Origin of the sequence: Phyllobacterium sp. 1468 (genome assembly GCF_031455525.1) — a bacterium.
Classification (GTDB): domain Bacteria; phylum Pseudomonadota; class Alphaproteobacteria; order Rhizobiales; family Rhizobiaceae; genus Phyllobacterium.
Genome location: NZ_JAVDSX010000009.1, coordinates 106,516 through 121,303 on the forward strand (window position 1 = coordinate 106,516; position 14,788 = coordinate 121,303).

11 protein-coding genes and 5 pseudogenes are annotated in these 14,788 nt (G+C 56.0%); 12 read left to right on the forward strand and 4 right to left on the reverse strand.

Going from position 1 to position 14,788, the window contains the following annotated elements; genetic code table 11:
- Nucleotides 1-353 precede the first annotated feature (353 nt).
- Entirely contained in the window at nucleotides 354-824 is a 471-nt protein-coding gene (locus J2X72_RS20925) for a ferritin-like domain-containing protein (RefSeq protein ID WP_210003823.1), read from the reverse strand.
- A 294-nt stretch (nucleotides 825-1,118) separates the two neighbouring features.
- On the opposite strand from J2X72_RS20925, the pseudogene J2X72_RS20930 reads away from it, so the two are divergent.
- Both J2X72_RS20930 and J2X72_RS20935 read left to right on the forward strand, forming a co-directional pair.
- Nucleotides 1,119-1,321: pseudogene (locus tag J2X72_RS20930) on the forward strand (hypothetical protein).
- Between the two features lie 206 nt (nucleotides 1,322-1,527).
- Complete coding sequence (locus J2X72_RS20935; protein ID WP_210003824.1) at nucleotides 1,528-1,965, forward strand: VOC family protein; 438 nt, start codon at nucleotides 1,528-1,530, stop codon at nucleotides 1,963-1,965.
- Between the two features lie 48 nt (nucleotides 1,966-2,013).
- On the opposite strand, the gene J2X72_RS20940 is transcribed toward J2X72_RS20935, so the two are convergent.
- Complete coding sequence (locus J2X72_RS20940) at nucleotides 2,014-2,184, reverse strand: hypothetical protein (protein ID WP_210003825.1); 171 nt, start codon at nucleotides 2,182-2,184, stop codon at nucleotides 2,014-2,016.
- Nucleotides 2,185-2,261: 77 nt separating this feature from the next.
- On the opposite strand from J2X72_RS20940, the gene J2X72_RS20945 reads away from it, so the two are divergent.
- Complete coding sequence (locus J2X72_RS20945; protein WP_210003826.1) at nucleotides 2,262-2,510, forward strand: hypothetical protein; 249 nt, start codon at nucleotides 2,262-2,264, stop codon at nucleotides 2,508-2,510.
- Nucleotides 2,511-2,708: 198 nt separating this feature from the next.
- Complete coding sequence (locus J2X72_RS20950) at nucleotides 2,709-2,933, forward strand: hypothetical protein (RefSeq protein ID WP_210003827.1); 225 nt, start codon at nucleotides 2,709-2,711, stop codon at nucleotides 2,931-2,933.
- Nucleotides 2,934-5,015: 2,082 nt separating this feature from the next.
- Here J2X72_RS20950 and J2X72_RS20955 read toward each other — a convergent pair.
- A pseudogene (locus J2X72_RS20955) lies at nucleotides 5,016-5,463 on the reverse strand (MgtC/SapB family protein).
- Between the two features lie 601 nt (nucleotides 5,464-6,064).
- Here J2X72_RS20955 and J2X72_RS20960 point away from each other — a divergent pair.
- Nucleotides 6,065-6,328 carry a hypothetical protein gene (locus J2X72_RS20960; RefSeq protein ID WP_210003829.1) on the forward strand — a complete coding sequence of 88 codons (264 nt, stop codon included), beginning with the start codon at nucleotides 6,065-6,067 and terminating at the stop codon, nucleotides 6,326-6,328.
- Nucleotides 6,329-6,343: 15 nt separating this feature from the next.
- Nucleotides 6,344-6,799: a hypothetical protein gene (locus J2X72_RS20965; RefSeq protein WP_210003830.1), complete on the forward strand. Its 456-nt coding sequence runs from the start codon at nucleotides 6,344-6,346 to the stop codon at nucleotides 6,797-6,799.
- Nucleotides 6,800-6,830: 31 nt separating this feature from the next.
- Here the strand turns inward: J2X72_RS20965 and J2X72_RS20970 are convergent.
- Nucleotides 6,831-6,983: pseudogene (locus J2X72_RS20970) on the reverse strand (DUF892 family protein); the annotation flags it as partial.
- 829 nt (nucleotides 6,984-7,812) lie between these two features.
- Between J2X72_RS20970 and J2X72_RS25100 the strand changes: the two are divergent.
- From J2X72_RS25100 to J2X72_RS21005, 6 genes and pseudogenes are all read left to right on the forward strand, one after another.
- Nucleotides 7,813-8,038 (forward strand): annotated as a pseudogene (locus tag J2X72_RS25100) (ATP-dependent DNA ligase); the annotation flags it as partial.
- Between the two features lie 242 nt (nucleotides 8,039-8,280).
- The gene (locus tag J2X72_RS20985; protein ID WP_310075131.1) at nucleotides 8,281-11,148 is read left to right on the forward strand and encodes a winged helix-turn-helix domain-containing protein; all 2,868 of its coding nucleotides are present in this window, start codon (nucleotides 8,281-8,283) and stop codon (nucleotides 11,146-11,148) included.
- A 148-nt stretch (nucleotides 11,149-11,296) separates the two neighbouring features.
- Nucleotides 11,297-12,276 (forward strand): annotated as a pseudogene (locus tag J2X72_RS20990) (zinc-dependent alcohol dehydrogenase family protein).
- 36 nt (nucleotides 12,277-12,312) lie between these two features.
- Nucleotides 12,313-12,612 (forward strand): tautomerase family protein, encoded by a 300-nt coding sequence (locus J2X72_RS20995; protein WP_210003832.1) that lies wholly within the window; start codon nucleotides 12,313-12,315, stop codon nucleotides 12,610-12,612.
- Between the two features lie 258 nt (nucleotides 12,613-12,870).
- Nucleotides 12,871-13,695: an alpha/beta hydrolase gene (locus J2X72_RS21000; protein ID WP_310075135.1), complete on the forward strand. Its 825-nt coding sequence runs from the start codon at nucleotides 12,871-12,873 to the stop codon at nucleotides 13,693-13,695.
- 99 nt (nucleotides 13,696-13,794) lie between these two features.
- Entirely contained in the window at nucleotides 13,795-14,760 is a 966-nt protein-coding gene (locus J2X72_RS21005) for an MBL fold metallo-hydrolase (protein WP_210003833.1), read from the forward strand.
- The last annotated feature ends 28 nt before the right edge of the window (nucleotides 14,761-14,788 follow it).

Sequence of the window (14,788 nt, forward strand, 5' to 3'; positions counted from 1 at the left end):
TGAAAGGTGAACCGGTAGAACTGCTTATAGTTCCGCCAGAACTTGGCGAAAGATTTCCATGGCGGGAAACCCTGAAGCTCTTCCCATGCGCCCGGCGAGTGTTCCCTGTCCCTAGGTCCGTTGTCACGCAAATCACATGGCTGGAACTCGCAGGATCGTCTCAGCGACCTTCGTTGGACGACCAATACTAAATTGCCTTAATATCGCGCGGTCCACTTACCACCACCGGGGTAACAACGGTGGAGCACCGTTCTCATAGCCAAATGATTGTGTGCAAGACCAAAGTCTGCCGTTAACGAAGTCAAATCCGGCAACCATGGTTTGCCGGGTTTTCTAATGCTTATTGGCGACTGTTATTTATTGATCGAGGTAACGGCTAAGTTCGTAAGTTTGTTATTGGCTGCTTTTTCTTGGTCAAGAATCTCACTCAGCAGAACATGAGCCTGCTCATTGCCCAGAACTTTCGCCCATTCGCGCAGAGAACCATAACGAGCGATTTCATAATGTTCCACCGCTTGGCAAGCGGCCAATGCCCCGGCTTCCAAGGCAACGCCTTGGGCTTCCGCCAGAATGCCATCCGTCTCTTTCAGGAGACCGTCTGTAGCATCGCATTTTTCGCCTTGCGCCTTTACACCAATGGTCTTGAAAACCTCTTCCAAGGTTTTGATCTGGCCCTTTGTTTCTGCAAGATGATCATTCAAAGTCTGTTTAAGCGCTGGGTTTTTTATCGCGCTGGATACTTTCGGAAGTGCCTTTGCGATAGCATTCTCGGCGTAATAAACATCTTTGAGGGTGTGTTCGAATAGCTCTGCCAGTGTTTTCATGTTGATGCTCCGGGTTCAATTCAGCACTTGAACAACTCTCAGCTAATTTGATCGTTCCGGATTTAATGCAAGACGGGGTGCCGGAGTCAGATACGACCCAGCTGTAACTCGGCCATCGTGATTGGTGCAGGAGCCGGATTGGGAACCGACGTCATGAGCCAAGCGCATAGCTGAATTTGGAGAATAAACCTCCATTTCCTCAAGCTATTGCTCGGGCTGGGTTTGACCGGCGAGTGTTCCCCTCTTACGTTCTAGCGACACGGTTAGATCGCTGTATGCGAGAGGGAAATGGCCATGATTGCAGCTTACATTGATGAGTTCATTATGTTTTGCGCCGGAATATGGATGACAGCTGTAGGCTTTCGCTACCTTTCTTTTCCAACTTCCAACCAAGGTGCTCAGAAGCTCGGCTCGCAAACTTTGTTAACCATTTCAGATGGATGGGACCACTGTTGCTGGTAATTGCTATCGTTCTTGCCATCGCCTCGCCGTCTTAACCCGTTAGCCTCTTTGCCCTGGAATCAACACATGCTCTATCGCGTTGGCACGCGTATCCAATCCACACCGCTCGCTAGTGGCAGGTCATGGCTTCCCCATTGCATTTGGCGGTGATTGTATCGGCGATTGGGTCCCCTGCCGCACAAGCTTTCGTAGTTACGCTAGACGACATGTAGAGTGGAAGGACACATTGGAGATTGGAAACATGGCGCTCAAGCGGATGGACAACGTAGGTATAGTCGTCGAAGACCTCGAAACAACGATTGATTTCTTTAGCGAACTCGGCCTTGAGCTCGAAGGGCGGGCGACGATCGAAGGCAAATGGGCCGGACGTATCACTGGGTTGGGCGATCAGCACGTCGAGATTGCCATGATGCGCACACCGGACGGCCAAAACCGACTCGAGCTCTCTCGCTTCGTCAGGCCGCCCGTCATCTCGGATCATAGGAACGCACCGGTCAACTCTCTCGGCTACCTCCGCGCCATGTTCACTGTAGACGACATAGACGAAACACTTGAGAAGCTTCACACGCGCGGCGCGCAGCTGGTAGGCGAAGTAGTCCAGTACAAGGAAGTGTATCGGCTCTGCTACATCCGTGGACCTGAAGGGCTCCTCATCGGGCTCGCCCAAGAACTCAGCTGAGCGCAATACGAAGACAATTGCGACGAGTGCCAAGAATGCCGCGGCGATTCATGACGGCTTGAACCACTTCGTTATGGTGCCTGGCTCAATGATGCCATGAAAGAACGGAGCGTGAGTATCGCCCGTCGCCTCCACGCCAATGTAGGAACCTGGATGATCCTGCCACGTTACAAGCATCAGGACATGTTCCTTGTAGGAGACAAGGATGGGATCAGCCATCGCCGGCTCGGGTTCACGCTTGGTGCAACGCATCGGGCACCTATTGTTCAGTCGTTCAAGATAGGTATTCGGAAAAGATGAACCTCAAACAGCACTTCGACGCATTCATTGCCGTAGTCAAAGCTTCGATCAAACTCGGAGCGATCGAACCAAAACCCGAAATCGACCGGAGGCAGGGTGTCCCTTACAACAATGGGCTGAGAGACGCTCGCCGCTCAAGAGAAACTGGCGTCAAGCTGGACAATCCCTACCGCGAAAACTCACGTCACTGGAAGCAATGGAACGAAGGCTTCGAGCGGGCTAACAGACATAAACCTGAGGACTAGCGAAACAGCCCACGACATTCCAGGTCAGGCTCGACCTTTGTCTCGGGAACGTCTTCCGGACATTCGTATTTCAATACATTGGTAGCATAAGCCATCAAACTCGCGAGCAAGTTCGAGGTCCATGGAACATCCCGAATTGGAGGGCGTGAAGGGGTATTCGAAGCGTGTTAGCGTGTCGGGAAACCTCGGAGGAACTTCATGCCAAAGTCCAAAGTGTCACCAGATCACGAAGTCATTGCTGCGCACATGTCGGCGGTCACCGTAGCTTTTCAGATGCTCGTGGTATGCCTGCAAGAGAATGGCTCTCTTCGACCCGGCCAATATCCCACTGCCCTCCACGGCTACATGGAAATGGCGAAGGATAAGGCCGATCCAATGACACTCTCCATGCTGGACGATTTACGCCAAGCGCTGTTGAATTAGAAACCCCGCACTAGGCGGGCTGATGCTGTAGGCGACAGGATACCCCAAGGTTTGCAAAAGCATATGTTAAGACGCTGGGAATAAAATCGATGGCCTTGCGAGGACTTAGCACTCATGAAGTTTATAATGGCGGGACAACCGATTCTCGTCAACCTTGGGTTCTGGGCGTGCGTTGCTGTCTTTCTCGTCAGCTTCGTTGGCATGCTTTGCGTTATCTTCCTCATATTGACAAAGACGGAAGCGCTCGCGACTAAGTCGGAAGAAATAGGGCTTTCGTACTGGGTACGAGCTGCCCGCAAGAACAACCGAGCAAGCAGCATCTTCATTGAGCAGCGATTCAAAAATTTGCGCTTCCTGATGTTCGCCTCAATTATCGGCTGTCTGGGCTCTTTCGGTATCCTCTTCGCAATAGGCATCTTTGGGGGGCGAACATAAAACTATCCCCTGTCACCGTTCTGAGCTTACGGTACTAACACCTGCAAACCTTAAATTTTTGTAATGGAGGAACGGCGTTCAACCTCGGGTAGTTTTCATTCGTCACTTCACCAGAGGTAGAAAATGAAAAAGATATTCCTTGCTGCTGCTATCACAATTACGTCTCTAGTGGGATTGAGCGCTCCGTCGCTCGCCGCCAGTACCACTGTTGTCGTCAAGCGTGTCGACCATCACCGTCCCATGGCCCGGCCAATGCACCGTACTAACGACTGTTATGTTGAAACAGTTAAGCACCGCGACCATGGTAGGGTCGTTGTGCATAAAACTCGAGTTTGCCGATAATTCATGTGTTGCCCCGGCACTTAAAACGCCGGGGCCATTGGTTGCGAGGATTTGAGCCTCCGACACTTCTGGTTATGAGCCAGACGAAATGACCCCTTCTTCTCGTGCTCACGCTGATCGCCTCGATTCCGAGAAGCGTGCCGCCTACTTTTGAACGTGAGAGCGGTAGAGCGGCCTCGATGCCGGATAACAGACCGGCGAGCAGCATCAGGCGCATTGACCACGCTTTGCGCAGCATAGAATAGCATCTAGAAGACGTCATTTCCTTTTTGTTGCCATTTTTCTGAAAAACCACCGAGTGCCGACTCCCCGTGTCGGCCAAGCCTGTTAGAACTCGGCTTCTTTTTCAGGCAGGCTGAACGGCCCGATCCGCCGGTCTTGCGTTTTCCGGCAGATCGGGCTTGTCCGTTGGACAGGTAGGGAACTAATCGACCAGTGCTGTCGTTAGAGCCGGTCAGTTAACTCACGATAGCTGACAATGAGCCTGAAGCCGACACACCCTTTCATGACACTTCAGGCAAAGCGCCCGGCCGGCTAGTTTAGCGCTTCTAGTTGGTCGGGCTGCTGCCTACAGCGCCGCGATCAACGCTGCTCTGTAACCAAGCCAAGCCTCACCGGCTGGTAACTTAGCAATCGCCAGGGTCGGACTTTAGTCTGACGGCCTCACAGGTCTTTAGTCCGTACCTCGTTGCCATTTTGAGAGTATTCTAAGAGCGCCGGTGCCGGCAAGGCCCGCTAAAGAGAGTAGCACTTCTTTAACAGCAGGCCCAACGAGGCTCGAACCTCTGGTAATTTGCGTTCCAGAGGCTCGAGCGTTTCCTCGTTGTTAACGCTCCAAGCGCAGGCTTGAATGCTGACTATAGTGCACCCGGCCTGCTTTCATATCGTATATCCGGCAGGTCAGGCATCGGCTTGTTCGCGCAGGGATGTCCACAAGGTCAAACCTCACCAAGACTGCAAAGAGGAACAAAACTTCGCTAAAATAGTTCGTAATCCGTCGGAGAGCGCCGAACTCTTCGGCCGGGGCCTGGCGTCGTTTAGGGTCGTACGACGTCGGCCTCGATCGCGTTGGCGTTAATCAGGCGCCCGCGAAGTCGGGCAGATCGGTACCGAAGACTTCCTGGTACGTATTCGGGATGGGCGGCTCGATTGACTCGCGCCGCTTCCGGCCCAACGCGGCTCGGTGAACCGAATGTTAGGCATATTCCGGATTCCCATGGGTTGGATTGCCCACAACCAAGCTTTGAACCATCCGGCCCTAACATCTGGAGGCAAGCGGAATGTGCCATCCATCCTCGCCGGATTTCAGTCTTGCTTCGGCTCCTTTTTCAACGGCAGCATCAGGCGCAAAGTGAGAAAGGTGAAAAGCGAGATGATGAACGCCACATCATAACTCCTCAAGTCCGACCGCTATACCAATTGCGCCGGTCGACCAGATGCTTGCAGCTGTTGCGGTGCCACGGACAGAATTCTTGAGTTGCAGGATAGCGCCGCCGCCAATAAAGCCTACGCCAGTGATCAGTCCCTCAATAATACGAGCCGTGGCCTCGGGATTGTCGGCCGTAACACTTTCGGTTCCTTGAATCAGACCGCAGCTTGCCAAGGCTACAATGGGAAAGGTGCGCACTCCCGCGCTGCGCTCTTCGCGTTCACGATCCAGACCAATCGGAAAAGCGAAGATATAGGCAACCGCAAGAGCAAACACATGGGGAAAAACCGGCAAGGAATTGAGGTAGTGAAACGTTTCAAGCAATAATTTTCCCCCGAGACGAGCAGTAAGTCTTTATCCTAAACGCTAACGGATCCAACCAGTTCCGCTATCGTTTCGACGCGTGCACGAATGTTACCGAGCCGAGTTGAAGGCTCTCGAGAGACATCCTTTGCGTGAGCGCTCGCTAGTTCCTTGTCACTGCTTCCGTATCTTTTAGAATTTTCAGCGCCCCCAACCGCTCCTATCGTCTCTTTCCGTCGGTCCATGTTTTTATCGTCCTTGTCATGAGACAAAAAAAGAACATAGTCCTAACTCGTCAAAAAAGAAAACGCGAGCGCGACACACTTGCACAGAACCCGAGTTGGAATATCATCAATCCTGTAACCCAAACGTCAGCGCCGATGTGCTATGCCTATACCGAAGCCGCACCACCCAAGGACTCATCCTGAACGCTTTGATTCATGTCAGTTGGCGATTGAGGACAAGTTAATAGAGCTTGTCGGTCATGCATCGGACATGGGTTGGCACAGGGACGAAATTCTGTCGGCCATTATAGAAATAGCCGACAACCTTTCCTTGGCGCGGCGCGACGATATCGCGCTCGCGATAGAAAACCAGTTATCGAAACTGATGAAAAAAAAGGATGGCTGAATTGGCTGACGCCAAAGCCCATCCCGCACACCTCATAGTCGTCGTCGCATTCAGCAGAGCGGATAATGGGCTACTTGTGCCCGCATATGATCCAATGCAATTCGATACCCCGGAAGAGGCCACTCGAATGGCGCGTTATCTCGCGGTAAAATGCGCTGGCGTCCTGGCGTGGATTCGCGATGCTCAGCCCGAGGCGGGAGGCTATGGGTCACCAACGATTTTGTTTCAATCAGGCGACGTACCGGACCTGGAGTAGCCACCAGCGATCAAGATGACGTGGGAAGCAAACATTCAAAACCTCGTCAAGATTGGCGCGGTCAAAATCACCCGGCGCGATAAAGCGGTCATTCGCCAGCGCCTGGTGGATGCTGAGGCATATTTGACGGACGCTCGCATTGTAACCACTACCCAATCCCGCTTCCTGCTAGCCGTTGAAGGCGTCCGCCAGGTAAGTCTTGCGGTCCTCAACCATGCCGGGATCAAAGTGATTCCCAACACCGCCCACAAGGTTGACGTGTCACAGCTGGCCGCGATGATTGCCCAACTTGAAACCGTCGTTCCGGGTGCAGCAAAGACCTTGGGAGACTTCCGGAATATTCGCATACAACGCAAGAGCGTGTCGCCTGCCCCACCAATCTCACTGGAACAGGCGGCCAAGACCGTTGAGCTCTTGCAGCACCTTCTCGCCCGTGCCCGAATTCTGACAAGTGTCGATAAAAACGCTTAGGGAGATAACCAGAGTTCGTAGCGATTGGATGCTACTTGTTGATCGAGGTAACCGCCAAGTTTGTAAGCTTGTTGTTGGCGGCCTTTTCCTGGTCGAGGATTTCACTGAGGAGAACATGCGCCTCTTCATTTCCCAAAACCTTTACCCGTTCACGCAGAGAACCATAGCGGGCAATTTCATAATGTTAGAGGTGTGACCTTCGGTGGGGAACACGGCGGCGACCCCTCGAATGCGTGGCCACGGCTTGCAGGAAAGCCGCGTTCTTGCTGATCTAGCAAGAAGGATTTGAAATGCCTCGCTGGTCGAGATGGGAAAGTGGCCAGACCTCATAGCCTCCTGAAATTCGCGATTGCTCATGCTGCGCCTCAACCATTGGGTGGCGGTTTCCGTCGAGTCGGTTTTCGCGGTGTCATTTGCCACCCTTTGCATGGTGTGAAACAGGCCTGGAACTAGTTCGTTCCATGGCCACGAATTGTCCAGTGAAAGACATTCAGTTGTAGCGGCGAAAATTGAGCGTAAAATTTCCTGTCTGATTTTGGGAGGTAGTCAGACGCACCAACGCCTCGATCACAACCTGGAATGTCCGAAGTGCGGAACGATCTATCTTCGCATCCCGGATGACGTGAAGGACCACACTCTGATTCACTGTAGTTCCTGCGACATGGTTCTTGGCAGATGGAGGGACTTGGAAATAGATTTCTATGCCCAAGGGGGAGGACACGGCGTCTTCGAAATGCATGAAGGCCAAATTATACGCAGGGAGTGATCCAATGCGAATAAGTTTAGAGGACGAACCGGTCAAGAGCCGGAATCGACTGCCTTACCGGCATTACGCCATACTATTTTGTATCGCTGTTGCCTTTGCCAGCGTAGCTTGTTGGATAGTTTGGCTAGAACAAACAGAGCCAATGATTTTTTAAAATTCATGGTGCATAAAAAAATGACTATAAGAGCCAGCTGACCAAGCCGCACGAGAAGCGACAGCCGTAGCTCGCGCTTGCTCCAATGCCGCTCGAATTGAACCTGCCCTCGCTTTCCTGGTGAAAAAAACCGCCAACCGGCGATAACTGGGCCTATGAAGTCAAATGGGATGGCTATCGGCTTGCTGTCCATGTGGAACCACGCCGGGTGAGGATTATCACTCGTGGTGGCCGCGACTGGACATCCTATTTGCCAGCGATTGCCGCCGCGGCAAAAGAGCTCGGCCCTGCTACCATGATCCTCGATGGCGAGGCGGTTGACCGGTCTCGACATCGCAAGAACTTGCCACTGCACGCTTGACGCTTTGAGGGGCCTTGTCGCGCCGAGGACGAGTCAATACGCATGGAATAATGTGGACGCCCTTCCCGTTGCTATCTTATTTTATGATCTAAATTCGAGTAGTCATTCGCTTTCAGTATTACGACCAGCACAGTCGCTATGCATCGCAACATAGATTCATGCGCCGGGCTGAAAAAGCGCCGTTACTAGAAAAGGATAGAATGCAAGGGCAAGCTCCACCGAATGCAAAGCTTACGGCTGATGAAGAGACTTCATTCGGTTCCTTCGTCCTCTATGCCGAGCGGCATCTGTTGCTCAAGGACGGCGAGCCCGTCACGATCGGCTCCCGGGCGCTCGAGATTCTCATCACGTTGACCGAGCGATCGGGCGAGCTTGCAACGAAGGATGAACTGACCGCGAGAGCTTGGCCCAATACCACGGTCGAGGAGTCGAACCTGAGAGCTCAAATTGCATTGCTTCGAAGGGTGCTTGGCGACGATCAAGCCGCTCCCCGGTACATCGCCGCCGTCCCTTCAAGGGGTTACCGTTTCGTTGCTCCTCTCACCCGTTCCCGCGTCGAGAACGAACCCGAGACAACTGCGCCAAACAACCTTCCACGACAGCTGATCCAAGCAATCGGACGTGACGAAGCGATCAAGATCGTCGAAGGACGGTTTAAACGGTCACGGGTGGTGACGATTGTTGGACCTGGCGGCATTGGAAAGACGACCGTCCGCCTTCGAGTGGCGGAACGGTTGTGGTCATCGCATAAGCACGGCCTTTGCTTCGTTGACCTTGCACCGATCACGAATCCTCAACTCGTCCCTTCAATCCTAGCTTTACTGCTTCGCCTCCCGGAGACATCCGGTGACCCGACTTCGACCCTTATTGGACATCTTCGCGAAAAACAGATGTTGCTCATATTCGACAGTTGCGAACTCGTTCTCGAAGCGACTGCCCGCCTCGCGGAAACCCTGCTCCGCCAAGCGCCGGAAATAAGCATCCTGGCGACCAGCCGCGAGGCGCTGCGGGTAGAAGGCGAAAGCGTCTACAGGCTCCCCCCTCTCGACCTGCCACCGTCGGCGGCGGGTCTGACTGCCGCTGACGCGTTGCAGTTCGCTGCAATTCGCCTGTTCGTCGAGAGGGCAACCTCGTTCGCGAGCGAGTACTCTTTCGACGACGACGAAGCGCCCGTCGTCACGCACATATGCCGCCAGCTCGACGGGATCGCTCTAGCCATCGAGCTCGCTGCGGCGCGTGTGGAGGCATTCGGCACGCGCGGAATCGCGGAACTTCTGAACGATAGACTGCGGTTGCTGACAGGTGGACGGCGCACCGCTCTGCCCCGCCATCAAACCTTGGCGGCGATGATCGACTGGAGCTACGGAGCGCTCTCTGAAGGTGAGCGTAAAGTCCTGCGTCGGCTTGCGGTGTTCGCTGGCCATTTCGGGCGGGACGCGGCTGCCGCCATTGCAACCGACCCTAGCGCCCCGGATCGCGATGTACCGGGCCATCTTGCTGACCTTGTCGCCAAATCCCTGGTGGCGGTAGACGCTCAAGGCAAGGTGGCACGATACCGTTTGCTCGACACGACTCGGGCCTTCGTTTTGGACAAAGTTCGAGATGAGGGGGAGCTCAACGCCGCTATGCGCCAACTCGCGGCCTATCTGTGCGAAGTCCTACGGCATTCGCAGGAGGAAGTCGAAGCCTTGTCGAGCGAAGACTGGCTGTCGCGATATGGTATCCACATCAACAACGTGCGCTTCGCTTTGGACTGGGCCTACTCGGATCACGGCGACTCGGAAGTAGGTCTCGGGCTCACTGTCGCCGCCATTCCGATATGGTACCAGCTTTCTCTGGTCGACGAATGCCTGACCGGCGTCCAACGAGCGCTGCGGGGTATCGCCCCCGGAGAGCGAAGAGACCAAAACGCGCGTCAGATTATGCAGCTCTACAGAGCGCTCGGGCTTTCAAAAGCTTTCAAGATCGGGTTTGCGCCACAAGCTACGGCCGCGTTCGCCAAGGCGTTGGAGATATCTGAAGAGCTTGCCGACCTGGACGCTCAAGCGGAAGCTCTCTGGGGCTTGTGGGTCGCACAGGTGGGAATGGGTGAGTACAGGGCGTCGTTGGGAAGCGCCGAACGTTTCGTGGCGGTTGCCGAAAGTGGACTCGATCGCTTCATCGGCGACCGCATGCTCAGCATGACACTCTTTTGCATGGGGGACTTCAGGGGTGCCCGGCGTCATGCCGATCTGATGCTGGCCCATGATGTCTCGACTGAAACCGCCTCCGCAAGCTCGGTCCGTTTCAGGTTGGGCCAGTCAGTTTCGGCACGAATCCAGCCGGCTCAACTCCTGTGGATGCAAGGCTTTCCCGATCAGGCGATCAAGGCGGTCGATACCGCCGTTGAGGCCGCGCGGGGCTCGGGCCACGCAATCTCGTTGTGTGAAACTTTGGCGCGCTGGTCCTGTCCTGTCCTGGTTCACGTCGGAGACTATACGGCGGCAGATCTTGCGATCACCGAGCTGCTTGACCTCGCGACCGCGAATGCGCTCGGCCCATGGGAGGTGTTCGGCCGATGCTGGAAGGCAGCACTTCTGATCGAGCGAGGGCTTCCTGAGCGAGGCGTTTCTCTCCTCCGGAACGGGTTGGCTGAATTGCGCCAGGTAAAACTGTTCAATCTCTACAATGTCCGGTTTCTCGGCTATTTGGCCGAGGGCTTGTCCTCTCTGGGACAACACGGCGAAGCGCGCTCGTTGGTCGAGGCGGCGATCAGCGCCAGCGAAGAGAAAGAGGAGCTCTGGTGCGTCGCGGAACTCCACCGTCTGAGGGGAGATGTGCTTTGGCGAGGCGGCGATGACCTCGAGAGCGTCGAACGATGCTATCGCCACTCGGTCGAGGTGGCGGGGCGGCAGGACGCTCTATCCTGGGAACTCCGAACGACCACCAGTTTGGCACGTTTGGTGCGCGACCGCGGGGACAGCGCTCGGGGGCGTGGCATGTTGGCCGCGGTATATAATCGGTTCACCGAGGGATTCGACACAGCCGACATGGTGGCGGCCAAGGTTCTGTTGGCCGAGATGTCCTGACCTGCCGACATCTCTGTATTTGTCCCATCACAAGATTTCACCACGATTCACTGGCTTGAGAACTAACTGTTCTGCCATCTTCTGCCCGTCGTCGAATAGTCGTCGACACCACATCAAGGGCACGCAGATGAATACGACCGCCACCACGATGGACGCACTCGTCCTGAATGAAACGAACTCGGATTTCGTTCGCACAACCACGGTCTGCCCAGCGCCCACGTCAGGCGAGGTCCTTGTGCGAGTCAAGGCGAGCAGCGTCAATCCGCTCGATCTCAAGATCAAGAGCGGCCAGGCTCCCACGCGCGACATCCCTTACCCGCCATCCTCGGGATGGATGTCGCCGGAGTCGTCGAAGCCGTCGGTCCCGGCGTGACCGCGTTTAAGCCGCAGGACGAGGTCTTCGGCATGACGGGTGGTATCGGCGGTCTCCAAGGCTCGCTCGCGATCTATGTCGCCGTCGACGCCGACTTGCTTGCTCCCAAGCCCGCAAACCTCACCATGCGCGAAGCCGCCGCGTTGCCGTTGGTGTTCATCACCGCCTGGGAAGGCCTTGTTGACCGCGCGCAGGTCCAGGCTCGTCAGAAGGTACTGGTGCTCGGTGCCGGGGGCGTCGGCCACATCGCGATCCAGATAGCTCGGGCTTTCGGAGCCGAGGTCTTCGCAGTGGACAAGGCTTCGAAGCAAAGCCAGATCGAGGAGCTCTGCGCCACGGCTATCGACCGCCATCAGACGACCGTCGAGGAGTATGTGAACGACCATACGGGCGGGCGGGGCTTCGACATCGTCTATGACACCGTAGGCGGGGCCGGGATCGACGCCGCGTTCAACGCTGTGACCCGCTTCGGTCACGTCGTTAGCTGCCTCGGATGGAGCACTCATTCGCTTGGACCGCTCTCGTTCCGAGCCGCAAGCTACTCGGGCGTCTTCACGCTCCTGCCGATCCTGACGGGGGAAGGCCGCGCCCATCACGGGCACATCCTGCGAGAGGCGAAGCGGCTCGCGGAAGCGGGAAAGATTAGCCCTCTCGTCGATTCGCGCCGCTTCAGTTTCGAGACTGTTGCGGAAGCATATGCCGAAATAGAGAACCGGACCGCCAACGGCAAGATCGTAATCGACGTCGCCGACTAGGGCACCTTCAACCCACTAAACAAAGGAAAAGATGTCATGCAATTCGTCAATGTGAAACTGGTCGACGGCGTCTTCACGCCGGAAGAGAAACACGCTTTGGCCAAGGCCTTGACCGATGTCATGGACAAGTTCGAGGGTTCCGAGGCGTTTCGCGAGGTAGTGTGGGTTCTCATCGAAGAACTGCACACCGACGGCTGGCACATCGGCGGCAGGCCGTTCGAAGGGCCCAAGTCTTTGATGACGTCGCTCTCGAAATCCAAGAACGTCGTCGAAATGATCGACGGCACGCCCACCACCCGGAAGGAGTGGGCAGCAGCAGCGCCAGTTCTGGACTGAACACTTCGCAATCTCGACACGGCAAAAGCGAGAGCGCCCGGACCACAAACATCCGGAGCTACCAGTGGAACCGTGTCCGCCCACAGAGGGAGGAGACATGAACACGAGCACAGCCATCACCATGCCCACTGCGACGAGACGGGATGTCCTGATCGGGACCGGAGCCGTCGTCTTCGCCACGACGTTGCCTCTGGGGGCCTTGACGCCACGACATCGTCGAACTCAAACAGAGCAACCATTGAAAACGGGAGTGAGACCATGAGCAGCATCAAGACGAAAGACGGCGCACAGATTTTCTACAAGGACTGGGGTTCGGGGCAACCGATTGTGTTCCACCATGGTTGGCCGCTGAGTGCCGACGACTGGGACAACCAGATGCTGTTTTTCCTCGGGAAGGGTTTCCGCGTCATCGCGCACGACCGAAGGGGCCATGGCCGCTCCAGCCAGACCTCCGAGGGCAACGACATGGATACGTACGCGGCCGACGTCGCGACCCTAACCGAGGATCTCGACCTCCGCGACGCTATTCACATCGGTCATTCAACCGGCGGCGGCGAGGTCACCAGGTACGTCGCCAGGCATGGCAACGGCCGGGTCGCCAAAGCGGTCCTTATTTCCGCGATCCCTCCAGTCATGGTCAAGTCCGCCGATAACCCGGGCGGCGTTCCGATGGAAGTCTTCGACGGCTACCGTGCGGCTTTGGCTGCAAACAGGGCACAGCTTTACCTCGATATCGCGAGCGGGCCGTTCTACGGGTTCAACCGCTCTGGGGCGACCATCTCTCAGGGCACGATCTGCAACTGGTGGCGTCAGGGTATGATGGGCGGCGCAAACGCGCATTACGAATGTATCAAGGTCTTCTCCGAAACCGATTTTACGGAGGATCTGAAGGCCATTACTGTCCCGGTCCTGGTGATGCACGGCAGCGACGACCAAGTCGTCCCTATAGCCGACTCCGCGGTACTCTCCGTGAAGTTGCTCAGGAACGGTGAACTCAAGGTCTATGACGGCTACCCGCACGGGATGTTCACGACGCATGCCGACGTGATCAATGCGGACCTGCTCGCCTTTATCAAGGCTTGACCACTCGGCACTCGGGCAGACTGCAAGGCCTGCCCTTGACCTCCAACTCCAGTTCGAATGCCGCCGGCTCTCCTGAGACCGGCTGCGGAAAGGTATGTCATGAAGTCCGAACACATGCTCTCGCGGCGAGGATTTTGCCTTTGCTGCATCGGCGCGGCGGGCTTTGCCGCCACAGGGGGATGGTTGAGCCCGCGTGAAGCCTACGCCGAGGCGCGGGGTCTGGTGAGCCTCATAAAAGACAGCGCAGCAAAGTCCGTCATCACCACCCACAAACTGAGAAACGGTATCACCATCCTGGAAGGCTCTGGCGGCAACGTCGCGGTACTTGGCGGCAAGGACGGTCTCGTCATGATAGACGCTGGCATCAGCGTCTCCCGCAAGCAGATGACCAAGGCGCTCGCGGAAATCTCGCCCGACCCTGTAACCCACTTGGTCAATACCCACTGGCATTTCGACCACGCAGACGGGAACGCCTGGATCGGCTCCGGCGGAGCCAAAATCATCGCACACGAGAACACGCGGAAATACCTCTCGCAGGTCCAGCGGGTCGAAGATTGGGACTACAATTTCGTTCCGCTGGAGCCAAGTGGCATTCCCAAGCACGTCTTCTCCAAGGAGTATTCGCTCAAGCTCAACGGGGAGTCAGTCACCCTGAAACATTATGGTCCGGCGCATACCGACGGCGACATTTCGGTGATGTTCGGCGAAGCCGATGTACTGCATGTCGGCGACACCTATTGGAACGGCATATATCCCTTCATCGACCATTCGACTGGCGGTAGCATCGACGGGATGATCGCGGCGTCCGAGGCGAACCTGTCCGCCTCGACGGACAAGACCATCATCATTCCGGGTCATGGAAATCCGGTGAGCAACCGCACCGAGTTGCAAGATTTCCGCGACATGCTGGTGGCAATCCGGGAGAATGTCGCGGCGCTCAAACGCGCGGGACGGTCGAGGGACGAGGCCGTTGCGGCCAAGCCGACGGCGGCGTTTGACGCCAAATGGGGCAATTTCGTCATCGATCCCGGCTTCTTCACGCGGCTTGTTTACGAGGGCGTCTAGCGCCCACAGGCCGACCACCGGCTCATTC